The organism is Rhodococcus aetherivorans (genome assembly GCF_025722975.1).
Lineage (GTDB): Bacteria > Actinomycetota > Actinomycetes > Mycobacteriales > Mycobacteriaceae > Rhodococcus > Rhodococcus aetherivorans.
This window is the reverse complement of sequence record NZ_CP106982.1, coordinates 1359213-1382526: the sequence shown is the minus strand read 5'-3', so window position 1 is coordinate 1382526 and position 23314 is coordinate 1359213. Positions and strand designations below refer to the sequence as shown.

The window sequence follows — 23314 nt, the reverse complement described above, 5'->3', positions numbered from 1 at the left end:
CCTGTCCCACGTCACAGGCCTACGAGTCCGGCACCGGGCTACGCCGATGGCGTCCGTCGGCCACGAAGCCGAACGACTCGCGTCACCAGGAGCCCTGACCCTCGTGAAGCCGCGTACGACGGCAAACCGGTCCAATCCATGAACCGGTGAGAAAGGCCCCGGGCCGAGAAGCTCCCCGCAGAGATCTTCTCGGCCCGGCCCTCGCCCACCGGCGCGGCGTACAGTTCACCGACGCCGACGGATATACACAGGTCACCCGCAGCCTCGAGCGGATCAGCCTCCACTCCGAATCGGCGATTCGCGGCGCTCCGACCGCTCCACTTCGGCCCTGCCTTACCGGAGGCAGAGGCGGCAGACTCGCCCCATCGCCGCAGCCCCGGAAAGGACCCCACGTGAGCGCCCCCTCCCTGTCCCAGCACACGACGACGCTACGTTTCCTCGACTCCGCCGACGGCAGTCCGCTCGGCTGCCTCGCCTCGTGGCCGAACCACCGGTTCACCCTCACCGACGTCGTCGACGTCCTGCGGCGCTTCGGTCTTCACGTGAGCGACCACCGGCCGCTGGACGAGCCGGGGGCGCACCACTTCACGATCGCGCCGTCCGGAACCGCCGCTCCGGATGCCGGGGTGCTCGACCTGATCGCGGACGCGTTCGTCGCGGGCGCCGAAGGCCGCACCGACATCGACGACTTCTCGATACTCGTTCTGCAGGAGGGCATCTCGTGGCGGTGGGTCGACCTGATCCGGGCAGCCGTCCGGTTCCTGGCGCAGGCCGGCATCGGCCTGTCGCCGACGTACATGCTCGGCTGCCTGACGGCCACCCCCGGCTACGCCGCGGCCCTCGCCGCACTGTTCGACGCCCGGTTCCGCCCCGGGCTGCCCGACCGGGAAGCCGCCGTCGCCGCCGCGGCCTCGGCGGTGGCCGGCCACATCGACCGCGCCGCGACCTTCGACCTCGACCGGACCCTGCGAGGGCTGCGCTCGTTCGTCGACGCGACCCTGCGTACCAACTGGTTCCAGAGCGGGGGCACCAAACCGTACGCGTCGTTCAAGCTCGATCCGTCCGCGCTGACCGTCGGCGGGGCGATCGTGCCGCTGCGGGAGATCTACGTCCACTCCCGCGACGTCGAGGGCGTGCACGTGCGGGCCGAGCTCGTCGCGCGGGGCGGGCTGCGGTTCTCCGAACGCCCGGAGGACTACCGCACCGAGGTCCTCGGACTGATGGCGACCCAGGCCGTCAAGAACGCACCCATCGTCCCGGGCGGCGCCAAGGGCGCCTTCGTGATCCGCCCCGGATCCACCGCGGACCTCACCACCGCATACACCACTTTCATCCGCGGCCTGCTCGACGTCGTCGACAACGTCGTCGACGGAGCGCCGACCACCCCGGCCGACACCGTCGCCTACGACGGCGCGGACGCCTACCTGGTGGTCGCCGCCGACAAGGGCACCGCCCGCATGTCCGACACGGCGAACGCCGTTGCCGCCGAATACGGTTACTGGCTCGGCGACGCCTTCGCCTCGGGCGGCTCGGCCGGCTACGACCACAAGGCGATGGGCATCACCGCCCGCGGCGCATGGGTGGCCGTGCGGCACCGCTTCGCCGAACTCGGACACGACGTCGACACGCAGACCTTCACCGTCGCGGGCATCGGCGACATGTCGGGTGACGTCTTCGGCAACGGCATGCTGCTCAGCGACCGCATCCGCCTCGTCGCGGCCTTCGACCACCGGCACATCTTCCTCGACCCCGACCCGGATCCCGACGCCTCCCACCGCGAGCGCGCGCGTCTGTTCGCGCTGCCGCGCTCGTCCTGGGCCGACTACGACCCCGCGGCGATCTCCGCGGGTGGCGGCGTGTGGCCGCGCACCGCCAAGGCCGTGCCGCTGTCCGCGGCCGCCCGCGCGGCCCTCGGGATCGACGCCGAGACCCAGACGCCCGACGAACTGATCAAGGCCGTGCTCCGCGCGCCCGTGGACCTGCTGTGGAACGGCGGCGTCGGCACGTACGTGAAGGCCTCCGGCGAGACGCACGGCGACGCCGCCGATCCCGCCAACGACCGGGTCCGGGTCGACGCCTGCGAGGTGCGTGCGCGCATCGTCGGCGAAGGCGGCAATCTCGGCTTCACCCGCGCCGCACGTGTCGAGTACGCGCGCCACGGCGGCCGCTGCGACGGCGACTTCATCGACAACGCCGCCGGCGTCGCCACCTCCGACCGGGAGGTCAACATCAAGATCGCAGTCGATCGCGCGGTCGCGGCCGGAACGCTGGCGCCCGGACAGCGGGAGACGCTGCTCGCCGCGGTGACCGACGACGTGGCCGAGGCCGTGCTCACGGCGTCCCGGGATCAGGTGCTCGCCCTGGGTTGCAGCGAGCACGACGCCCCGGCGCTGCTCACCCAGCACGAGCGGCTGATCGAGGATCTGGTGCGGGCCGGCCGGATCGCCCGCGACGGCGACGGCCTGCCCCCGACGGCGGAGATCCGGGAGCGGAGCCGGGCGGGAACGGGCCTGCTGCGACCGGAACTCGCTGTGCTGCTGGCGCAGTCGAAGAACGTCGTCGCGAGCGAGCTGGCCGCGTCGTCGCTGCCGGACTCCCCGGCCTGCACCCCGTGGGCCGAGAACTACTTCCCCGCCGAGATCCTGGCCCGCGCCGGAAGCGGCGTGGCCGAGCATCCGCTGCGCCGGGAGATCGTCGTCGCGTCGCTCGCGGACGAGCTCGTCAACCGTCTCGGCCCGGGAGCCCTGTACCGGTTCGAGGAACGGTTCGGCGCCGCCACCGCGGACTCGGCGCGCGCTTACGTGGTGGTCAGCCGCGTGCTGCACACCGAGGACATCCGAACCCGGATCCTCGCGGCGGGCTCCGATGCCCGCAGCACGCTGGCGGAGCTGAGCGCGCTCGCGCGCGTCGTCGAGGCCGAGATGGCGTGGTTGCTGCGCCACACCGCCCGCCGGACGCTCCGCGACGTGCTCGCGGGTGCGTGCGACGACGCGGACACACCGGAGGCTCTCGTGGCGCTCTTCGCCGCGCCCGTCGCCGCCGCACTGGGCGACCGGCCGTCGGCCGAGGACTGCCGTGGCGCGTTCGCGAACGCCGCGGTGGCGCTGCGCCTGGGCACCGACCCCGCCCGTGTCGCCGCGGCCCGGGACGCACTGATCGACAGCCTTCACATCCGTTGGCTGCTCGAAGGTTTCGCCACCCGCGTCCGCGGCTCCTACTGGGAGGCCATGGGTGCGGCGGCCCTGCGCGACGAGATCTCCGACCGCCTCGACACGCTCGTCGTCACCGCACTCGACGGGAGTGCCGCGGACCCGACCGGTCGCACGCACCGTCTCGTGCGACTCCTCGACCGGCTCCGCGGCGAGGACGCGGTGGACACCGCACGGCTGGCCGTGATCGCCGGGGAACTGCGCCTGCTCGACCGTTGAGCGCGTGCCTCGCAGGGACGGGACCCTGTGTGCGGCATGGTGCTATGGCGTGGTCGATGCGTTGTCTTCGCGCTCGGTCACCTGCGGCGAAGGCCGGTGCTCGCGAGGGTGCCCTCGACCGCCGTGCCGACGGTCGAGGGCACCGACGAGATGCTTACGCGTCGTCCTGCCGCTTGGCTGCTTCCCGTCCCGCGAGGTAACCGAACACCAGCCCGAGCGAGATCGTCCCCCCGGCGCCTCCGTAGAAGCCCTTCGTGGGTGCGCCTCCTGCGTTGCCGGCGGCGTACAGGCCGGGAATGACCTTGCCTTCGGTGTTCAGCGCGCGTCCGAGTGCGTCGGTCTTCGGGCCGCCCACGGTGCCGAGCGCGCTGGCCTGGACCTCGAGCGCGTAGTAGGGCGCGGTGTCGACCGGTCCCAGCACGCTCGACTTCGGGCTCTTCAGCATGGGTCGGATGATCTTCGCCAGGGGTCCGACCACGAGGGAACGCACGCGTTCGGGGTCGTTCCTCTTCGCCACCCGTCCGGCGAGCTTGCTCACGATCGGACCGATCGCCGCGGCGATGCGCATCCGCGCCTTTGCGGTGGCGGCGGGGAACCGCGCGTCGGGCGAGTTCTTGCCCAGCCGGGGATAGTAGGCGCCGAAGTAGCGGTCGAACAAGGTCTCCCCGCGGTGGAACTGCGGGTCGCGAGCTCGGGCGGCCTCGGGGTTGAACCGGTCGACTGTGCGGAGCAGCCCCACCTCGTCGACCCCGATCCTGTTCGCCAGCTCCGACAGGGTGTCGGCGCGGTGGAGGTAGTCGGGCACCTCTGCGCCCGGCGTGACGCCGAAGATCCCGAACTTCGTCCAGTAGTTGTGGTCGAAGATCAGCCAGGCCGTGGCATTGGGCATGGTGCCCGTCTCCGGGTCGACCTCGCGCATGATCTGCCCGAACTGGTCGTAGGCCAGGGCCTCGTTCGCGAAGCGCTCACCCTTGCTGTTGACCATGATGCTGTGCGGCAGCGCTCGCTCGCCCAGGAACACACGACTGAGCGGGCGGCCCTCCAGCTCTTCACCGGGCAGCTGCACGCCGGGCATCCACCAGGCGTCCTCCATGCCGGTCAGATCAGCGCCCACCTCCTGCGCCAGCTGCACCGCGATGCCGTCGTGGCCCTGGGGGGAGACCTGCACGCCGAAGGGCGCGTCGAGGTAGGTCGTGGTGATCTCGGTCGAGCTCTCGAACCCGCCGCTGGCCAGCAGGACCCCCCGGGTGGCACGCACCGTGTGCTCGGCGCCGGCGGCGCGCACGACGATCCCCCGCACCCCCGACTCGTCGGTGACAAGCCGGGTCGCGGGCGTCTCGACGCGAACGTCGACGCCGTTGCGCAGGCCCGCCTCGAGCAGCGCTCCGATCAAGGCCGGTCCGGCGAGCCAGACGTCGTCGATGCCGATCCCGCCCAGCAACCAGAACGGGAGCGGGTTCTTGGCCATGCCCGTGGTCAGGGCCGGTCGCACGTACTTCGCGTTCTCCCCGAGTCCCTCCGGGGAGTACGGGCCGGGGAACAGTGCCCGACCGACGGACGCGCCGTCGATGTCGGAGCGGTAGTCCGGCCAGATCGTCGGGATCCACCCGAAGGAGGTGTGCTCTTCGATGAACCGGGCGACGTGCGGTCCGGTCTCCAGGAACTTCTCCACCAGGTCGTGGTCGAGGATCCGGTCGCGACCTTGGCCGTAGATGTACCGCCGCGCCTGGTCCAGGTCGTCGTGCACCTTCAGGTCCTTGGTCGAGAAGCCGTGGTTGGGGATCCAGGCGGCACCCGCCGAGATGCCGGTGGCGCCCCCGACGATCTCCCGGGACTCGACCACGAGGACTCGTGCCCCCTCCTTGGCGGCGGTGAGCGCCGCCATCAGGCCTGCGCCGCCGGACCCGACGATCGCCACGTCCACCTCGTCGGGGATGCCCTTCTGGGACGCGGTCCCGATGGAGCCGCTGTGCTCGGTCGAACTGCTAGCCATGATCCTCCGTACGGTCGGTTTCGGTCACGCCCCTCCCGACGGAAGGGCGCGACGCTCGTCATATAGTTGATTACTCAATCATATAGTTGAACACTCAACCATACTTTCCTGTTCCCGGCCGAAGTCGCCCCGCGACGACCACTCGGGCTCTCCCCGGGAACGGTGCCGCGCCGGCTCCGACGGCATTCCGGCCGGCTGGACGAACTCGCCCGCAGCGTGAAGGGCCGACTACGACTGCAGCACTACGCCGTTTCCAGCTACCTAGGGCGCCGGTTCCCCGATCAGCAGGGCGAGCAGCAGCTCGGCCCGGACGCGGGCGTCGCCGAGGTCGACGCCGAGCACCTGCTCCGCCTTGGCGATCCGGCTGCGCAGGGTGTGCCGGTGCACCTCCAGAGCCGCGGCCGCCGCCTCCCACTGCCCGTTCGCCTCGAGGAACGCCCGCAACGACGCGACGAGCCTGGTCCCCCGGCCGCGGTCGTAGTCGGCGAGAGCGGAAACAGTGGACGCAGCCACGGATTCGAGTACGGACCGCACCGCCGGGGAGGCGAGCAGGGCGGTTCCGTGCGTGGCGTCGAACTCGACGAGGCGGTGGGCCGCGTCCGCCGCGGCCACGGCGTGTTCGGCCTGCTCGACGGCGCGGCGGGTGTCGGCGAGCCGGTGCGCGGCGCTGAGCCCGGCGCGGAGGGTGCGCGCCTGCGGCGGGGCGAGGTCCGCCAGGAGCGCCGCCACGTCGGACAGCGTGTCCTCACCGCGCAGCAGCACGGTGAGCGCCTCGTCGCCGCTGCGCGCGTACAGCGGGCGCTGCCGGGCGCCGAGACCGGCGTCCAGCACGCGCCGCACGTCGGCCGCGGCCGGGGTGTGCAGACGCAGGATCCGGATGCGGTTGCGGGCGCCGACCGCGTCGGCGAGATACTCCAAGGCGTCGCCGGAGTCGAGGACGTCGTCGACGAGCAGGCCGAATGCCTTCGCGCCCAGCGCGTTCCGCTCCGCGCGCAGCCGCCGCGGCTTGTCCAGCTCGAGGGTGACGAGGGAGACGGCGTGGCCGATCAGGACGAGTTCGACGTTCTCGAGCGGGCGGTCGGCCTGCACGGCCAGGTGTCCGCTGACGAGGCCGGCGTGCGTGACCGGTTGCACCGTCAGCGTCCGGCCGGGCCGGCTCGTGGTGACCGAGCCGGCACCGTCCCGGCGCAGCTCCGAGATCTGCTCTGCCAGCTCCGCCGCGGCCTCGGGGTGGGCGACCACCTCCCCGCTGCGCTCGTCGAGGTAGGCGACGGCGGCGCTGGTGGCGACGGCCAGTTCCCGCACGATCGCGGCCACGCCGCCGCGCAGCGCGGCGCGGGTGATGCGCACCTGGGTGTCGGCGGCGCGCCGCACCAGCTCGTACTGCTGTTCGGCGAGCCGGGCGGTGACGGCACGGCTGACGGCGGCGAACGGCGTCGTGTACGGCACCTCGAGCAGCGCCAGCCCCACCGCGTCGGCCGCCTCGAGCACCGACTGCGGGATCCGCTCGTGCGACAGCCCGGTGCCGAACCCAAGGGCGGCGACGCCCGCCTCCGCGAGGCGGCGCACGTAGTCACCGCCCTCCTCCGCATGCAGTCCCAGGCCGGTGGTGAGGACGAGTTCCCCGCCGGAGAGCCAGGGCCGCGGGTCCAGCAGTTCGGTGGGCTGGACGAACCCGATCGGCCGCTCCTTCCCGGTCCGGCCGCCGCGCAGTGTCAATCCCAGTCCCGGTTGCCGCAGCAGCCAGGCGATGCCGACGCTCATGGGGCCATCGTAAGACCGCTCGACGAAATGGCGCGGTGCGATTCACCGGGTTGTACGAATCGGCCCTGTCTCGGGTCCGCGGACGCTCCCATACTCGAATCGTCTCTACGCCGCCGAGCCCGAGGAAGTCCCCCATGACGAGCATCGAATACCGCCTTCCGCAGCAGCGTCGCCTGGTCACCGCGCTGCCCGGCCCGCGCTCGGCGGCACTGACCGAGCGTCGCCGCACGGCCGTCGGGGCGGGTGTGGCCTCCTCCGTGCCGGTCTACGCCGCCGACGTCGACGGCGGCATCGTCGTCGACGTCGACGGCAACGCCCTGATCGACCTCGGTTCCGGCATCGCGGTCACCAGTGTCGGCGCCTCGGACCCGGCGGTCGTGGCGGCGGTGCAGGAGCAGGTCGCGCACTTCACGCACACCTGCTTCATGGTCACTCCCTACGAGGGCTACATCGCCGTCGCCGAGAAGCTCGCGGCCCTGACCCCCGGCGACCACGCCAAGCGCACGGTGCTGTTCAACAGCGGCGCGGAGGCGGTGGAGAACGCGGTCAAGATCGCCCGGGTCGCGACCGGTCGCAGCGCCGTGGTGGTCTTCGACCACGCCTACCACGGCCGCACCAACCTGACGATGGCGCTGACCGCGAAGAACCAGCCCTACAAGGAGGGCTTCGGCCCGTTCGCCCCGGACATCCACCGCGTGCCGGCGTCGTACCCGTTCCGCGAGGGCCGCAACTACGACGGCACCGAGGTCACCGGTGAGCAGGCCGCCCATCGCGCGATCGTGCAGATCGACAAGCAGATCGGTGCGCACAACGTCGCCGCGATCGTGCTCGAGCCCATCCAGGGCGAGGGCGGATTCATCGTGCCGGCCAAGGGTTTCCTGCCGACCCTCGTCGACTGGGCGAAGGCCAACGGCATCGTCTTCGTCGCCGACGAGGTGCAGACCGGCTTCGCGCGCACGGGCGACTGGTTCGCCAGCAACGACGAGAACGTCGTGCCGGACCTGATGACCCTCGCCAAGGGCATCGCCGGCGGCATGCCGCTCGCCGCGGTGACCGGCCGCGCCGAGCTGATCGACGCCGTCCACGGCGGCGGCCTCGGCGGCACCTACGGCGGCAACCCCGTCGCGTGCGCCGCGGCGCTGGCCACGCTGGACCGGATCGAGCAGCTGGACCTGTGCGGCCGCGCCCGGCGCATCGAGCAGATCGCCACCGAGCGGCTGCGGGCGCTCGCCGCGGACGTCGACATCGTCGGCGAGGTCCGCGGCCGCGGCGCGATGCTCGCCGTCGAGTTCGTGCAGCCCGGCACGCGCGAGCCGAATCCGGAGGCCACCAAGGCGATCGCCGCGAAGGCGCTCGAGCAGGGTGTCATCGTGCTCACCTGCGGCACCTACGGCAACGTCGTCCGCCTGCTGCCACCGCTGGTGATCTCCGACGAGCTGCTCACCGACGGCCTCGACGTCCTCGCTGCCGCCGTCCGCGATGTCGCGGGCGTGCGCCCGACCCTGGCAGGAGCCACCCGATGACCCACACCCTCCCCGCGGGCGTCCCGACCCGGCTCTGGCTGGGCGGCAAGCTCACCGACTCGTCCACCGGCGCGACGTTCCCCGTCGAGGACCCCGCCACCGGCGCGGTGCTCGCCGACGTCGCCGACGCCTCCGCCGACGACGGGCTGCGCGCCCTCGACCTCGCCGTCGCCGCGCAGGCCGAGTGGGCCGCGACCGCGCCCCGGGTGCGCGGCGAGATCCTGCGCACCGCCTTCGACCTCGTCCACGCCCGCGGCGACGACTTCGCCCGCGTCATCACCCTCGAGATGGGCAAGACCGTCGCCGAGGCGCGCGGCGAGGTGAACTACGGCGCCGAGTTCCTGCGCTGGTTCGCCGAGGAGGCCGTGCGCATCGGCGGCCGCACCGCCACCGCCCCCGCCGGCAGCGGGCGCATCCTCGTCACCAAGGAACCGGTCGGGCCGGTCCTGGCGATCACCCCGTGGAACTTCCCGCTGGCGATGGCCACCCGCAAGATCGGCCCGGCCCTGGCCGCGGGCTGCCCGATCCTGGTCAAGCCGGCCGCCGAGACCCCGCTGACGATGCTGCTGCTCGGGCAGGTCTTCGCCGACGCCGGCCTGCCGGCCGGGGTGCTGTCGATCCTGCCCGCCACCGACGCCGCGGCGCTGACCGGGCCGCTGCTCACCGACGCGCGGCTGCGCAAGATCACCTTCACCGGCTCCACCGGCGTCGGCAAGCTGCTGGTCCGCCAGTCCGCCGACCGGCTGCTGCGCACCTCGATGGAACTCGGCGGCAACGCCCCGTTCCTGGTGTTCGACGACGCCGACGTCGACGCCGCCGTGGACGGCGCGATGGCCGCGAAGATGCGCAACGGCGGCGAGGCCTGCACCGCCGCCAACCGCTTCCACGTCGCCCGCAGCGTCGCCGGCGAGTTCACCGACAAGCTCACCGCCCGCATCGCGGCGCTGCGCACCGGCCACGGCCTCGACGACGGCACCGACCTCGGCCCGCTGATCACCGCCCGGCAGCGCGCCACGGTCGAGGCACTGGTGCGCGACGCCGTCGAGCGCGGTGCCCGGGTCCGCACCGGCGGGCAGATCCCCGACGGACCCGGCACGTTCTACCCGCCGACCGTGCTCGACGAGGTCCCGGCCGACGCGCGACTGCTGCGGGAGGAGATCTTCGGTCCGGTCGCGGCGATCACCGTCTTCGACACCGAGGACGAGGCGATCGCCGCCGCCAACGCCACCGAATACGGCCTGGCCGCGTACTTCTACACCCGCGACCTCGACCGCGCGATGCGCGTGGCGTCCGCGCTGAAGACCGGCATGGTCGGTGTCAACCGCGGCATCATCTCCGACGTCGCCGCCCCGTTCGGTGGCGTCAAGGAGTCCGGATTCGGCCGCGAAGGCGCGGCCGAGGGTATCGAGGAATACCTCGACACCAAGTACATCGCCCTGTAGGCCCCGCGGCGGGACCCCGCCCGGCAATCGAATACCGGCTCGGTCCGGGATCACGGCACACCGCCGGTCCCGGACCGAGCCGTATCCTCTTGCGGCTCAGTCCTTCCGGAGCAGCTCCAGGCGCGCCTCGAGTCCGGCGATCATCGCGTCGAGTCCGGCGTCGAAACCGGCGTCCGGGGTGTAGTGGCCGCCCGATCCGGCGAACGCGTCGATCGCCGCGGTGAACACCGGGCTGTCGCCGGCGAGGTCGGCGGTGTCGAAGATGTCGGCCGGTGCGTTGGCGTCGAGCGCGGAGCCGAAGATGAACGACTCCAGCGCGACGACGACCGGCACGATCGTGTCGATCGGCCACCCGGCCTCCGCGAAGCCCGCCGCCACCGCCTCGTACACCGCCAGGGTGCGGGGCGCGCCCGCGACGGGCATCACGGCGATCACCGGGACCAGCGGCGCGTGCCGGGCGAACACGTCCCGGTAGGACAGGGCCCACCGCCGCGTCGCCACCGCCCACGGCTCGGCGCCGAAGCCGCTCACGTCGACCTTCGTCATGAGGTCCTCCTGCACCCACAGCAGGACGTCCTGCTTCGAGCTCACGTGGTTGTACAGGGCGGACGGGGCCACACCGAGGGCACGGGCGAGCTTGGCGACGGTGAAGGCGTCGTAGCCGCCCTGCTCGATCACGTCGAGCGCCGCGTCGGTGATCGCCTGCCGAGACAGCACTTTCGTCGACGGCCGGCCGGCGCGTCGATGCGTCCCCTCTCCCACGCCGCTCCCCTTCGCCTCACGATTCCGGCCACGAATTGCCGCGAAGGTCTTCTCCTCGCGCCCCGATGAGGTTACAGTGTGATGCGACACATATGAATGTCGTTCATTTTCTCGAAGGGGAATCCCATGAAATCCATCGAGCGTGACGTCGTCGTCGTCGGGGCGGGCCCGTCCGGCCTGACCGCCGCCTACCGCCTCCGGCAGGCGGGCCTGCGGGTCGCCGTCCTCGAAGCCCGCGACCGCGTCGGCGGCCGCACCTGGACCGACACGATCGACGGAGCGATGCTCGAGATCGGCGGTCAGTGGGTGTCCCCCGACCAGACCGCCCTGATCGCGCTGCTCGACGAACTGGGCCTGCGCACGTTCTCCCGCTACCGCGAGGGCGAGAACATCTACCTCGACGCCGAGGGCCGGCCCGTCCGGTACCGCGGCGAGATGTTCCCCACGTCCGAGCACACCCGCGCCGAGATGGACAAGCTGATCGCGCTGCTCGACGAACTCGCCGCCGAGATCGGCCCCCGGGAGCCGTGGGCGCATCCGCGGGCGCGGGAACTCGACACCGTCTCCTTCCACCACTGGTTGCGGGCCAACTCCGACGACGAGGAGGCGTGCAACAACATCGGGCTGTTCATCGCGGGGGGCATGCTCACCAAGCCGGCCCACGCGTTCTCCGCGCTGCAGGCGATCCTCATGGCGGCCTCCGCGGGCTCGTTCAGCAACCTCGTGGACGAGGACTTCATCCTCGACCAGCGCGTCGTGGGCGGCATGCAGCAGGTGTCGCAGCGGCTCGCCGAAAAGCTCGGCGACGACGTCTTTCTCGGCAACCCGGTCCGGACCCTGCACTGGTCCGAGGGCGAAGAACCGGGCGCGCCCGGGCACGTGCGGGCGGTGGCCGACGGCGTCACCGTCGATGCCCGCTTCGCCGTGCTCGCCGTGCCGCCGAACCTGTACTCCCGGATCTCCTACGTCCCGCCGCTGCCGCGCCGCCAGCACCAGATGCACCAGCACCAGTCCCTCGGTCTCGTCATCAAGGTGCATGCCGTGTACGACATGCCGTTCTGGCGCGAGGACGGCCTGTCCGGCACGTGCTTCGGCGCCGGGGCACTCGTCCAGGAGATCTACGACAACACCAACTTCGAGGATCCGCGCGGCACCCTGGTGGCCTTCGTGGCGGACGAGAAGGCCGACGCCGTCTTCGAACTCCCCGCCGAGGAGCGCAAGGCCGCGATCCTCTCGTCCATGGCCGGCTACCTCGGCGAGAAGGCGCTGAGCCCGGTCGTCTACTACGAATCCGACTGGGGCTCGGAGGAGTGGACCCGCGGAGCCTACGCGGCAAGCTACGACCTCGGCGGCCTGCACCGCTACGGCAAGGACCAGCTCACCCCCGTCGGTCCGATCCTCTTCTCGTCGTCCGACCTCGCCGCGGAGGGCTACCAGCACGTCGACGGAGCCGTGCGCATGGGCGAGGACACGGCCCGGCGCATCCTCGACGCCCTCGGCTCCCGCTCGGCCGCGGCCGCGGTGGCCGGTGCCCCGGCACACTGACCGCCCCTCGCGGCCCGGCCGCCGCGACACCGAAGACCCTTTTCTACACCGTTTTTCACGACTCCTTCGGCGCGCCCGTCGCGGCGCCCGACGCGCTCACGACGACGTGAGCGTTCCGGTCGCGGCGGCGCCGCCCCTCCGGCGGCGCCGCCGGCTTCCGAGCTTGCGCTCCCACCCCGCCGCCGGACCCCTGGCCGGGCACCCGCGGCGCGGCCCACACTGATCACCAGAGATCCCTGCCCCTCCCACCCGGCCGGGCAGGCTTCCGAGAGGACCCCCATGACCGACATCCGCGAGAACTACATCGACGGCGCGTTCGTGCCCTCGACGGCCACGGAATCCCTGCCGCTGATCGACCCGGTCGACGAGTCCCTCGTGGGCTCGATCCCGGTGTCGACCGCCGCCGACGTCGACGCCGCGGTGGCGGCCGCGCAGCGCGCGTTCCGGAGCTGGGGCAGGACCACCCCCAAGGAACGCCAGGCGGCGCTGCTGAAGCTCGCCGACGCCCTCGAGGAGCACTGCGACGAACTCGTCGAGGCCGAGTGCCGCAACACCGGCCAGCCGAAGTCCATGATCGCGGACGAGGAGGTCAAGGTCGGCGCGGATCAGCTGCGCTTCTTCGCCGGCGCGGCCCGCCTGCTCGAGGGCAAGGCGGCCGGTGAGTACATGGAGGGCCACACCTCCTACGTGCGGCGCGAGCCGATCGGTGTGGTCGGCCAGGTCACGCCGTGGAACTACCCGCTGATGATGGCGCTGTGGAAGATCGGTCCCGCGCTCGCCGCCGGCAACACGATCGTGCTCAAGCCCAGCGACACCACCCCGGACAGCACGCTGGTGCTGGCCCGCCTGACCCAGGGCATCCTGCCCGACGGTGTCTTCAACGTCGTGCTCGGCAACGCCGCCACCGGGGCCGCCCTCGTCGAACATCCCGCACTCGGCCTGGTGTCGATCACCGGCTCGGTCCGCGCCGGCATCGAGGTGGCGGTCTCCGCGGCCCGGCAGCTCAAGCGCGCCCACCTCGAACTCGGCGGCAAGGCCCCCGTCCTGGTGTTCGACGACGCCGACGTGGCCAAGACCGCCGAGGCCGTCGCGGCGGCCGCCTTCTTCAACGGTGGCCAGGACTGCACGGCCGCCACCCGGGTACTGGTCCACGAGTCCGTCCACGACGATCTCGTCGACGCGCTGGCGCGGCAGGCCGAGCAGCTGCGACCGGGCCGGCCCGACGACCCCGACGCCTTCTACGGCCCGCTCAACAACGCCCAGCACTTCCAGCGCGTCACCGACAAGATCGCCGCCCTGCCCGCCTCGGCGACGATCGTCACCGGCGGCACGCGCGCCGGCGAGAAGGGCTTCTTCTTCGAGCCGACGATCGTCACCGGCGTGGACCAGCACGACCCCATCGTGCAGGACGAGACGTTCGGCCCGATTCTGACGGTGCAGTCCTTCGCCACCGAGGACGAGGCCGTCGCCCTGGCCAACGACGTCCGCTACGGGCTCGCCGCGAGCGTGTGGACCCGCGACCACGGGCGCACCCAGCGCCTGTCCGCCGCGCTGGACTTCGGGGCGGTGTGGATCAACTGCCACATCCCGCTCGTCGCGGAGATGCCGCACGGCGGGTTCAAGCACTCCGGCTACGGCAAGGACCTCTCCGCCTACAGCGTCGAGGACTACACCCGCATCAAGCACGTGATGAGCACCCACGACTGACCTTCCGCGGCCCCACCGCGCCGTCGCCGGAGCCGGCACCACCCCGGCTCCGGCTTCCCTACCGGATCGGATTCCCATGAGACTGGTTGTCGGATACCTCGCCACTCCCAGCGGCGCGGACGGGCTGGCGCTCGGCGTCCAGCTGGCCCGCAGCCTGGGCGCCGAACTCGACATCTGTATGGTCCTGCCCCCGGATCGCCCGGTGCCCTCCCGGGCACCCACCGAGCCCGGGTACGAGGACGTCCTCGCCGGAACGGGCGAAGCGTGGCTCGCCCAGGCGGCGGCCACGGTGCCCGACGACGTGCGGGCACATACCCACCTGAGCTTTCACGAGTCCTTTGCGCAGGGCCTGCTCGACGAGGTGGCGCGGCTCGGCGCCCGCGCCGTCGTCGTCGGTGCCGCGGGCGACGGGCTCCTCGGCCGGCACTCCATCGGCACGGTGTCGTCCGAGCTGTTGCATTCCGCGCCCGTGCCGCTGGCCCTGGCACCGCGGGGATTCCGGCACTCCGCCGCCCCCCGGATCCGCGAGGTCACGTGCGCACTCGGCACCCGCACCGGAGCGGACCTCCTGCTCCGGACCGCGGTGCGCGCCTGCGAGCACATGCGCACGCCGCTGCGGCTCGTCTCGCTCGTCGCGTTCGATCCGCACGGGGTCGGGCGCGGCGCACATCCGTCCCATGAGCACGTGCTCGAATCGGCGCGGGCACATGCCCGGTGCGTCCTGGACACCGCACGCGCCCAGCTCCCCGACGACTTCCCGGTCGCCTCCCTCGTCGCGGACGGTGCGACCGTCGAATCGGCGGTGGCCACGCTGGAGTGGCGCGACGGCGACGTGGTGATGGTCGGCTCGAGCCGGCTCGCCCAGCCGCACCGGCTCTTCCTGGGTTCGACCGCAGCGAAGATGCTGCGGGTCGTTCCGGTGCCCATGGTCGTCGTTCCCGCCCACGACCCCGAGAACAGTGAGTAGGCCCGCCATGACGAATTCGCTTCCTCCCACCCGGGTTCGAGAGGCCGACCCGGTGATCACCCCCGGCGACGGCGTCGTGCCGAAGGGCCTGGCCGCCGGCAGGATCGGCACGTTCGCCGGCGCCGTCCTGGGCATCTCGTCCGTCGCGCCGGGCTACACGCTGACGGCGAGCATCGGCCTGATCGTCGCGGCCGTCGGGCTGAAGATGCCGGCGATCTTCATCGCCGGGTTCATCCCGATGTTCCTCACGGCGTACGCCTATCGCGAACTCAATTCCGAATCACCGGACTGCGGGGCGTCGTTCACGTGGTCGACGAAGGCCTTCGGCCCGTACGTCGGGTGGATGTGCGGCTGGGGCATGGTGATCGCGACGATCATCGTGCTGTCCAACCTGGCCGCGATCGCCGTCCAGTTCTTCTACCTGTTCCTCGCCCGCATCACCGGAGACTCCGCGATCGCAGATCTTCCCGGGAACAAGTTCGTCAACGTGGGCACCACCCTGGTGTTCATCGCGATCGCGACATGGATCGCGAGCCGCGGCATCACCACGAGCGAACGCGTCCAGTACGCGCTCGTCGGGTTCCAGATGGTGCTCCTGCTCGCGTTCGCGGTCGCGGCACTCGTGCACGTCGGCGCGGGCGACGCGCCCGCCGGGCTGTCGCTCGACGCCTCCTGGTTCGACCCGTTCCACGGGCTTGCGATCGGCGCCTTCGTGATCGGCGTGACCGGTTCGATCTTCGCGTTCTGGGGGTGGGACACGTGCCTCACCCTCGGGGAGGAGTCCCGGGACCCCAAGAAGACCCCGGGCCGGGCCGGCCTGTTGTGCGTGGCGACGATCCTGCTGACCTACCTGCTGGTGTCGGTCGCGGCGATGATGTATGCCGGTGTCGGTACGACGGGTCTCGGGCTGGGCAATCCCGACAACTCCGAGAACATCTTCGGCGCCCTCGCCGATCCGGTCCTGGGCCAGTGGGGTGGTCTGCTGCTCTTCCTCGCCATCTTCGTCTCGTCGGTGGCGAGCCTGCAGACCACCTTCCTCCCGGCGGCCCGGACGATGCTCGCGATGGGTGCCTACGGCGCGTTCCCGCGCCGGCTGGCCGCGGTGCATCCCCGCTTTCTTGTGCCCTCGTACGCGACGGTCGTCGCGGGGGTCGTCACCGCGGTGTTCTACGCCGGCGTGACGTTCCTGTCCGAACGCACCCTCCTCGACACCATCGCCGCGCTGGGCATCATGATCTGCTGGTACTACGGGATCACCGCGTTCGCGTGCGTGTGGTACTTCCGCGGACGTCTGTTCACCAGTGCCCGCAACGCCGTGTTCCGGTTCGTCTTCCCCCTGTCGGGCGGGATCATGCTCGCCGCCGTCTTCGCGATCTCGGTGGGCGAGAGCATGAATCCCGACAACGGCAGCGGCGCCGAGATCGGCGGCGTCGGGCTGGTGTTCTTCCTCGGCTTCGGCATCCTGCTGCTCGGCGCGGTCCTGATGCTGGTGATGCGGGTGCGCAATCCGCAGTTCTTCCGCGGGGAGACCCTCACGCGCAGCACCGCCGCGCTCACGGGGGAGACGGACGTGTTCACCACCGACCGCGGTTGAACCCTGACCGCACCGACCACCGCGCCGACGCCGGCCGGGCCGTTCAGGCCCCGGCCGGCGTCTGGGCGACCAGGCCGGCCACCAGTGCGCGCAGGCCGAATTCGAAGGCGGCGTCGGCCCGTTGCGGATTCGGGCAGGCGGTCTGCAGCGCGGCGCGCATCGCGTCGCCGGTTTCGGGGACGTTCGCCCACACCACCTCGGGCGCGGCGAGGTCGAGCGCCGAGCCGAGGACGAAGCTGTCCACGGTGGTGATGGCATGCAGCACGTGCGCGGGCGTGAATCCGGCATCCGTGAAGGCCTGCGCGAGAGCGTTGTAGAGGCCGAACGCGACCGGGGACTGCACGGTCTGCGCGGTGAACAACGGGATCAGCCGCGGATGCGCGGCGTAGGCGCGACGGTACTCGCGGGCGAGGCCGGCGACCGTCTCGGACCAGTCGCCGGCCGGTTCGCCCACGACGATGGTGGACATGATGCGCGCCCGCATGGCCTCGACGATCTCGGCGCGTCCCGACACGTGGTTGTACAGCGACGACGGCCGCACCTTCAGCCGCTCGGCCAATCCCGGCATGGTGAAGTCGCCCGCCGTGTCCACCATGTGAATCGCTGCGTCCGTGATGATCTCGGGCGACAGCAGCCGCTTCGGCGGTCGTGGCATACGAAAACTCCTCGAAATCGTCGTGGGCTCTTGCCCGGGACGCGCTCGTCCACCATACTTAACGAATCAAATTCGTTTTATCCCCCCGGATCGAGCCGAGGACTTCCCATGCTCACCATCACCGCCACCACGCCGCCCGACTCGCTGTGCCGGGTCGACGCCCCCGATCGGCCGCCGCTGCGCGTCGGACTGGTTCAGCACCGCTGGCACGACGACGGGCGGGCGTTGCACGCCGAACTCACCGAGGGCATCGCCCGCGCCGCCGGACTCGGCGCGCGCGTCGTGTTCCTGCCCGAACTCACGTTGAGCCGCTACCCGGCCGACACGCCCGGCGGCGCCGACGCCGCCCGGACCGCCGAGGACCTGCGGACCGGCCCGACCGTCGCCTTCGCCGCGGCCGCCGCGTCCGCCCACGGTGTGTTCGTACACGCGTCCCTCTACGAACGCGCCGACGCACCCGACGGCCTCGGCTACAACACCGCCGTCCTCGTCTCCCCCGCCGGCGAACCGGTGGCCCGGACCCGGAAACTGCACATCCCCGTGACCGCCGGATACTACGAGGACACCTACTTCCGGGGCGGTCCGGCCGGTGACCCGTATCCGGCCGGTGACCCGTATCCCGTCCACACCCCCGACGGCCTCGACGGCGCCCGCATCGGCATGCCGACCTGCTGGGACGAGTGGTTCCCGGAGGTGGCGCGGGCGTACTCGCTCGCCGGGGCCGAGATCCTGGTCTACCCGACGGCGATCGGCTCCGAGCCCGACCACCCCGAGTTCGACACCCGCCCGCTGTGGCAGCAGGTGATCGTCGGAAACGGCATCGCCAACGGCACGTTCATGATCGTGCCGAACCGGCACGGCTGCGAGGGAGCCATCACCTTCTACGGCTCCTCGTTCGTCTCCGATCCCTACGGGCGCATCCTGGTGCAAGCTCCGCGCGACGAATCCGCCGTGCTGGTGGCCGATCTCGACCTCGCGCAGCGCCGGGACTGGTTGTCGCTGTTCCCGTTCCTGAGCACCCGCCGCCCGGACACCTACGGCTCGCTGACCGCACCGGTGGACGCGCACGCACCCTTCGGAGCCACGCGATGACCTGGCGCATGCCCGCGGAGAGCGAACCGCACGAGCGCACGTGGATGGCCTTCCCCACCGAGGGATATTCGCTGGGCGACACCGCGGAGGAGCACCACGAGGCCCGCGCCACGTGGGCCGCGGTCGCGCACGCCGTCGCAGAGTTCGAACCCCTCACCGTGGTGGCCGATCCCGGCCAGGTCGACGCGGCCCGCCGGTACCTGTCCCGCGACGTGGAACTCGTCGAGGCCCCGCTGAACGACGCCTGGATGCGCGACATCGGGCCGACCTTCGTCCTCGACGACGACGGCCGGTGCGGCGGGGTCGACTGGGTGTTCAACGGCTGGGGCGCGCAGGACTGGGCCCGGTGGGACCACGACGCCCGGATCGCGTCGTTCGTCCTCGAGCGGGCCGGCGTGGAACGGGTCGCGTCGACACTCGTCAACGAGGGCGGTGGCATGCAGGTGGACGGTCTCGGCACCGTCCTGCTCACCGAGACCGTCCAGCTCGACCCCGGGCGCAACCCGCACCTCGACAAGGCCGCGGTCGAAGCGGAACTGCGGCGCACCATCGGCGCGACCTGCGCGATCTGGCTCCCGCGCGGGCTGACGCGGGACCAGGAGCGCTACGGCACCCGCGGTCACGTCGACATCGTCGCCGCGATCGCGTCCCCGGGTGTGGTCCTCGTCCACGACCAGCGCAACCGGAATCACCCGGATTTCGACGTCACCGCGCTGATCGTCGAGCGGCTGCAGCACACGGCGGACGTGCGCGGTGAGCCGTGGCGCATCGTCCGGGTTCCGGCCCCGGCGACGGTCCGCGACGACGAGGGCTGGGTGGATTACAGCTACATCAACCACTACGTCGTCAATGGTGGGGTGATCGCCTGCCGCTTCGGCGACCCCGCCGACGACGAGGCCGCGGAGATCCTGGCGGCCGCGTATCCCGGCCGTCGCGTCGTGGGAGTGGATGCCCGGCCGCTCTTCCGCCGCGGCGGCGGCATCCACTGCATCACCCAGCATCAGCCGCGGTGAGGACGCCCGTCTTCGCCGGCACGGCCCTGTATCGGCGAAGACGGTCCCCGTGACCCGACCTCGCCTCTACTGTGTCCTTGTGCCCGGCGTCCTCGTGCCCGGCGACGCCGCCGGTGGCCGACGGCGCGGGCGGGAGGTCCCTGTGACGGAGGAAGGCTTCGACCCCGTGACGGGCGAACGCGCCCGCGAGGAGCGCATCGTCGGCTCGGTCGTCGATTCGACCGGCATCTCGCGGGCGAAGGTGTTTCCCGGACACAGGCTTACGTCGTTCGTCGAGTCGGGCGCGGGCGCGTCGCCGAGCTGGGTGGTCTTCTGCGTCGACGACCACCTGGCGTTCACGCCGTCACTGTCGGTGACGGGCGATCTCCGGCTGCGGATCGACGGCGACCGGCTCCGGCCCGTCGGGGACGGCGTCCGGTGGGCGCCGGCCGGCCTGTACGAGCAGGACGGGACGCGGTCACCGTTGTGCACGCGCGCAGCGCTCGAACGCGTCGTCGAGGAGCTCGCCGCGGCCGGCGTGCAGGCCCGGGCAGGGCACGAGATCGAGTTCACGCTCTTCGACGGCGGGCGCAGCGAATGGTCCGCATACGGTCTCGGTGCCGTCCTCGGGCGGGACCCGTTCGTCGCGGATCTGTTGCACGCGGCCGCGCAGGCGGGTCTGGGCATCGACCAGATTCACGCCGAGGCGGGCGCGCAGCAGTTCGAACTCTCCCTGTCTCCGGCAGCCCCCGTGGAGTCGGTCGACAACCTGGTGCTCGCACGCATCCTGATCAGCCGCACCGCCCGGCGGCACGGTCTGCGGGCGTCGTTCTCCCCCGTCCCCGTCGTCGGCGGGGCGGGCAACGGGGCCCACGTCCACGTGTCCTTCACCCGCGAGGGGCGGCCGCTCCTGTCCGGCGGCGACGGCCCGCGCGGGGTGACTGCGGCGGGCGGCAGCGTCGTCGCCGGCATCGTGCGCGCGCTGCCCGAGTTCGGGGCGGTCCTCACCGGGTCCGTGCTCTCGCATCTGCGGCTGCAGCCGGGCATGTGGTCCGGCGCGTGGTGCTGCTGGGGGCTCGAGAACCGTGAGGCCGCGCTGCGGCTGTGCGCGCTCACGCCCGGGAGCCCCTACGGCGCCCACCTCGAGGTCAAGCCCGTGGACCCGTCGGCCAACCCCTACCTCGCCGGCGCGGCGATCCTCGGGGCGGCCCACGCCGGTCTCACCGACGCACTCCCGGTTCCGCCGGAGATCCCGGTCGATCCGGGCCGGATGACCGATGCCGAACGCGCCGAACTCGGGGTCCGCGTCCTGCCGACGGACCCCGACGGCGTGCTCGCCGCGCTCGGGTCCTCCGGCCTCGCGCAGCGCCTGTTCGGACCGTCGATCATGGAGGCCCTGCTCGCCGTGAAACGCTACGAGTTCGGGGAGTACCGCTCGCGGCCGCCCGCCGAACTCGCGGAACGGTTCCGCTTCGCGTGGACCGACTGACCGTGTCGCGACGATCGAGGTAACGGACGTCTCCGAATCGGCGATTCACGGCCGTCGGCAATGGAGAGAACGGACGGCCATGCACAACCTCGAGTCGGTGGACCCCCAGGCGATCACACAGCCCATCGCACAGGTGCTCACGCCGGGCGATTCCGCGGTGGAGCCGGTCCGCCCGCCGGCGTCCCGGCACGCGGCGGCCGCCCACTCCGCCCCGCCCGCCGCCGAGGTCCGGCGCGTCAAGCGGCTCACCTACGGCGACGAACCCCGCCGACGGTCGTTGCGGCCGGATTTCTGGTCGATCGTCGGCGCGCTCGCGCTCGTGCTGGCGATCGCGTTCGTCGTCGTCGCGCTGCTCGTCGCGGGGAACCGGCCCCAGCCGTCGTACCGGCCGAACTACGCGCCGTCCGGCCTGGGCGCCGCGCTGGTGCCCGCCGCAGCGGTGGTGTGACGGCCCGCGGCCTGCCCTTTTCCCGCTGAGCGGGATCGCCGCACCCCTGCGGGCCCGCCGGGGCTGGAGCATCGACCTGCTGACCGAGGAGGACAGGAGTGGATTCGATGAGTGAGTTCGAAGGCCGGGTCGCGCTGATCACGGGCGGGGCGCGGGGCCAGGGCCGCAGCCACGCGGTGGCGCTGGCCGAGCGCGGCGCCGACATCGTGCTGTGCGACCGGTGCGCCGACAGCCCGGTGGTGCCGTACCCGCTGGCCACGGAGGCGGATCTGGAGGAGACCGCGGCGGCGGTGCGCGCCACCGGGCGCCGGTGCCTGACCGCGAAGCTGGACACCGCGGACCGCCCGGCAATGGACGAACTCGTGGCGCAGGCGCACGCCGAGTTCGGGCGGATCGACATCGCGGTGGCGAACGCGGGCGTGTCGGTGGCCGCCCCGATCCAGGCGATGACCGAGGCGCAGTGGGCGGAGGCGATCGGCTCGAATCTGACCGGTGTCTTCAACACCGTCGGTGCGGTGGCGCCCGGCATGGTCGCGCGCGGCTACGGGCGGATCGTGACGATCTCGTCGATGCTCGGCCGCGCGGGCAACACCAACATGGCGGCGTACAGCGCATCGAAGTGGGGCGTGATCGGCCTGACCAAGAGCGCCGCGCTGGATCTGGCGCCGCACGGTGTCACGGTGAATGCGATTGCCCCCGGGAACATCTCGACACCGATGATCCACAACGACTTCCTCTACGGCCTGATGCGCCCGGATCTCGAGCATCCCGGCGCCGACGACGTGGCCCCGATCTTCCAGAGCCTGCACGCGCAGCCGGTGCCGTGGCTCGAACCGGCGGAGATCACCCGCGTGGTGCTGTTCTTCGCCGCCGAGGCGAGCGCCCACATCAGCGGCACCGTGCTGCCGGTCGACGCCGGCAACGCCGGGCGGGTCACCGGATAGGCGCCTGCGGCGCCGGTGCGTCCTTTGGGCCGCCAGGGCAGCCCAAAGGACGCACCGGGGGCGTCAGCCCCAGCGCGACTGGCCGCCGTCGAGGGGGATCGTCGCGCCGGTGAGATACCCCGCGTCCTCGCCGACGAGGAAGACCACCGCCCGCCCGATGTCGGTCTCGGGGTCGCCGATGCGGCGCAACGGGATTCCCGCGCGGAACTCCTCCGCCTCCTCCGGGTTGCGCGCCATCCAGGCCTCGAGTCCCGGCGACATCGCGTGTGGTGCAATGGCGTTGACGCGGATCCCGTCGACTCCCCACTCGCAGGCCGCGGCGCGGGTCAGCGACCGCATGCCCTCCTTGATCGACCCGTAGACGCCGTAGTTGCTCGCGTCCCAGCGGACCGCCGCCGACGTGACGAGGTTGACGATCGAGCCGCCCCCGCGCTCCTTCATCACCGGGTAGCAGGCCCGCATCAGCCGCAGCGTCGCGAGCGGGCCGGTAGCGAAGGACCGCTCGTACTCGGCGTCGGTGAACGACAGCAGCGGGCCGGGCCGGCAGTCGTTGGCGTTGTTGACCAGGATGTCCACGCCGCCGAAATGCGTCACGGTGCGCTGCACCGCCGCGTCGACGTCGTCGGCGCTGCTCACGTCGCAGCGCAACGCCAGCGCCTTGCCACCGAGTTCCTCGATCGCCTCGGCCGTCGCGACCACCTTGGATTCGGTGCGGCCGGCGGCCGCGATGTGCACCCCCTCCTTGGCGAGCGCGAGGGCGATGCCCCGTCCGATCCCCTGTCCCGCGCCCGTGATGAGCGCGACCTTGCCGTCCAGCTTGCCCATGTGTCCCTGCTCCCGGTTCTCTCGCCACTACGGAAATCCTGGTGCCCCAGGCGTCCCGTCCACTATCCTTGACCAAGCACTTGCTTGTCCACGTCGGTTCCCGTTCGCGTCCACGAAAGGCGCGCGACGGCAAGCAGTCTCGAA

General features: G+C 71.9%; 17 protein-coding genes. 12 read left to right on the top strand and 5 right to left on the bottom strand.

Features of this window, described 5'->3' with window-relative positions; all coding sequences use genetic code 11:
- The first annotated feature begins 392 nt into the window (after positions 1-392).
- Positions 393-3428: an NAD-glutamate dehydrogenase domain-containing protein gene (locus tag OCS65_RS06490; protein ID WP_006935199.1), complete on the top strand. Its 3036-nt coding sequence runs from the start codon at positions 393-395 to the stop codon at positions 3426-3428.
- A 154-nt stretch (positions 3429-3582) separates the two neighbouring features.
- Here OCS65_RS06490 and OCS65_RS06485 read toward each other — a convergent pair whose 3' ends face one another.
- Together OCS65_RS06485 and OCS65_RS06480 are read right to left on the bottom strand one after the other, a co-directional pair.
- The gene (locus tag OCS65_RS06485) at positions 3583-5421 is read right to left on the bottom strand and encodes an FAD-dependent oxidoreductase (RefSeq protein WP_263509215.1); all 1839 of its coding nucleotides are present in this window, start codon (positions 5419-5421) and stop codon (positions 3583-3585) included.
- Positions 5422-5682: 261 nt separating this feature from the next.
- Positions 5683-7185: a PucR family transcriptional regulator gene (locus OCS65_RS06480; protein ID WP_263509214.1), complete on the bottom strand. Its 1503-nt coding sequence runs from the start codon at positions 7183-7185 to the stop codon at positions 5683-5685.
- Between the two features lie 134 nt (positions 7186-7319).
- On the opposite strand from OCS65_RS06480, the gene gabT reads away from it, so the two are divergent.
- Both gabT and OCS65_RS06470 read left to right on the top strand, forming a co-directional pair.
- A complete protein-coding gene (gabT, locus tag OCS65_RS06475) occupies positions 7320-8708 on the top strand; it encodes a 4-aminobutyrate--2-oxoglutarate transaminase (RefSeq protein WP_263509212.1) in 1389 nt (462 codons plus the stop codon).
- On the top strand, positions 8705-10150 hold the full coding sequence (locus OCS65_RS06470; RefSeq protein ID WP_043798530.1) for an NAD-dependent succinate-semialdehyde dehydrogenase: 1446 nt from the start codon (positions 8705-8707) through the stop codon (positions 10148-10150). Before gabT ends, OCS65_RS06470 begins: the two co-directional genes overlap by 4 nt.
- Before the next feature lie 96 nt (positions 10151-10246).
- On the opposite strand, the gene OCS65_RS06465 is transcribed toward OCS65_RS06470, so the two are convergent.
- On the bottom strand, positions 10247-10912 hold the full coding sequence (locus OCS65_RS06465; RefSeq protein ID WP_006935192.1) for a TetR/AcrR family transcriptional regulator: 666 nt from the start codon (positions 10910-10912) through the stop codon (positions 10247-10249).
- Between the two features lie 126 nt (positions 10913-11038).
- On the opposite strand from OCS65_RS06465, the gene OCS65_RS06460 reads away from it, so the two are divergent.
- The 4 genes from OCS65_RS06460 to OCS65_RS06445 all read left to right on the top strand — a co-directional run bounded on the left by OCS65_RS06460 (position 11039) and on the right by OCS65_RS06445 (position 16725).
- Positions 11039-12457 carry a flavin monoamine oxidase family protein gene (locus OCS65_RS06460; RefSeq protein WP_185713051.1) on the top strand — a complete coding sequence of 473 codons (1419 nt, stop codon included), beginning with the start codon at positions 11039-11041 and terminating at the stop codon, positions 12455-12457.
- Positions 12458-12736: 279 nt separating this feature from the next.
- Entirely contained in the window at positions 12737-14164 is a 1428-nt protein-coding gene (locus tag OCS65_RS06455; RefSeq protein ID WP_006935190.1) for a gamma-aminobutyraldehyde dehydrogenase, read from the top strand.
- Positions 14165-14240: 76 nt separating this feature from the next.
- Complete coding sequence (locus OCS65_RS06450) at positions 14241-15131, top strand: universal stress protein (RefSeq protein ID WP_203329917.1); 891 nt, start codon at positions 14241-14243, stop codon at positions 15129-15131.
- A 7-nt stretch (positions 15132-15138) separates the two neighbouring features.
- On the top strand, positions 15139-16725 hold the full coding sequence (locus OCS65_RS06445; RefSeq protein ID WP_006935188.1) for an APC family permease: 1587 nt from the start codon (positions 15139-15141) through the stop codon (positions 16723-16725).
- A gap of 43 nt (positions 16726-16768) precedes the next feature.
- Here OCS65_RS06445 and OCS65_RS06440 read toward each other — a convergent pair whose 3' ends face one another.
- Complete coding sequence (locus OCS65_RS06440) at positions 16769-17380, bottom strand: TetR/AcrR family transcriptional regulator C-terminal domain-containing protein (RefSeq protein WP_006935187.1); 612 nt, start codon at positions 17378-17380, stop codon at positions 16769-16771.
- Positions 17381-17488: 108 nt separating this feature from the next.
- On the opposite strand from OCS65_RS06440, the gene OCS65_RS06435 reads away from it, so the two are divergent.
- The 5 genes from OCS65_RS06435 (at position 17489) to OCS65_RS06415 (ending at position 22345) form a co-directional block, all read left to right on the top strand.
- Positions 17489-18472 (top strand): nitrilase-related carbon-nitrogen hydrolase, encoded by a 984-nt coding sequence (locus tag OCS65_RS06435; protein WP_263509209.1) that lies wholly within the window; start codon positions 17489-17491, stop codon positions 18470-18472.
- Entirely contained in the window at positions 18469-19485 is a 1017-nt protein-coding gene (locus OCS65_RS06430) for an agmatine deiminase family protein (protein WP_203329916.1), read from the top strand. Before OCS65_RS06435 ends, OCS65_RS06430 begins: the two co-directional genes overlap by 4 nt.
- Before the next feature lie 142 nt (positions 19486-19627).
- Entirely contained in the window at positions 19628-20953 is a 1326-nt protein-coding gene (locus tag OCS65_RS06425) for a type I glutamate--ammonia ligase (protein WP_239010554.1), read from the top strand.
- Positions 20954-21032: 79 nt separating this feature from the next.
- On the top strand, positions 21033-21401 hold the full coding sequence (locus tag OCS65_RS06420) for a hypothetical protein (RefSeq protein WP_043798543.1): 369 nt from the start codon (positions 21033-21035) through the stop codon (positions 21399-21401).
- 107 nt (positions 21402-21508) lie between these two features.
- Positions 21509-22345 carry a mycofactocin-coupled SDR family oxidoreductase gene (locus OCS65_RS06415; protein ID WP_043798722.1) on the top strand — a complete coding sequence of 279 codons (837 nt, stop codon included), beginning with the start codon at positions 21509-21511 and terminating at the stop codon, positions 22343-22345.
- Between the two features lie 63 nt (positions 22346-22408).
- On the opposite strand, the gene OCS65_RS06410 is transcribed toward OCS65_RS06415, so the two are convergent.
- Positions 22409-23170 carry an SDR family NAD(P)-dependent oxidoreductase gene (locus OCS65_RS06410; protein ID WP_006935179.1) on the bottom strand — a complete coding sequence of 254 codons (762 nt, stop codon included), beginning with the start codon at positions 23168-23170 and terminating at the stop codon, positions 22409-22411.
- Positions 23171-23314 lie beyond the last annotated feature (144 nt).

Excerpts from the sequence above, each read along its gene's own strand:
- OCS65_RS06435 (WP_263509209.1), top strand. The coding sequence starts at position 17,489 with ATGCTCACCATCACCGCCACCACGCCGCCCGACTCGCTGTGCCGGGTC.
- OCS65_RS06445 (WP_006935188.1), top strand. The coding sequence starts at position 15,139 with ATGACGAATTCGCTTCCTCCCACCCGGGTTCGAGAGGCCGACCCGGTG.
- gabT (WP_263509212.1), top strand. The coding sequence starts at position 7,320 with ATGACGAGCATCGAATACCGCCTTCCGCAGCAGCGTCGCCTGGTCACC.
- OCS65_RS06470 (WP_043798530.1), top strand. The coding sequence starts at position 8,705 with ATGACCCACACCCTCCCCGCGGGCGTCCCGACCCGGCTCTGGCTGGGC.
- OCS65_RS06430 (WP_203329916.1), top strand. The coding sequence starts at position 18,469 with ATGACCTGGCGCATGCCCGCGGAGAGCGAACCGCACGAGCGCACGTGG.
- OCS65_RS06420 (WP_043798543.1), top strand. The coding sequence starts at position 21,033 with ATGCACAACCTCGAGTCGGTGGACCCCCAGGCGATCACACAGCCCATC.
- OCS65_RS06460 (WP_185713051.1), top strand. The coding sequence starts at position 11,039 with ATGAAATCCATCGAGCGTGACGTCGTCGTCGTCGGGGCGGGCCCGTCC.
- OCS65_RS06440 (WP_006935187.1), bottom strand. The coding sequence starts at position 17,380 with ATGCCACGACCGCCGAAGCGGCTGCTGTCGCCCGAGATCATCACGGAC.
- OCS65_RS06450 (WP_203329917.1), top strand. The coding sequence starts at position 14,241 with ATGAGACTGGTTGTCGGATACCTCGCCACTCCCAGCGGCGCGGACGGG.
- OCS65_RS06415 (WP_043798722.1), top strand. The coding sequence starts at position 21,509 with ATGAGTGAGTTCGAAGGCCGGGTCGCGCTGATCACGGGCGGGGCGCGG.
- OCS65_RS06455 (WP_006935190.1), top strand. The coding sequence starts at position 12,737 with ATGACCGACATCCGCGAGAACTACATCGACGGCGCGTTCGTGCCCTCG.
- OCS65_RS06410 (WP_006935179.1), bottom strand. The coding sequence starts at position 23,170 with ATGGGCAAGCTGGACGGCAAGGTCGCGCTCATCACGGGCGCGGGACAG.
- OCS65_RS06480 (WP_263509214.1), bottom strand. The coding sequence starts at position 7,185 with ATGAGCGTCGGCATCGCCTGGCTGCTGCGGCAACCGGGACTGGGATTG.
- OCS65_RS06485 (WP_263509215.1), bottom strand. The coding sequence starts at position 5,421 with ATGGCTAGCAGTTCGACCGAGCACAGCGGCTCCATCGGGACCGCGTCC.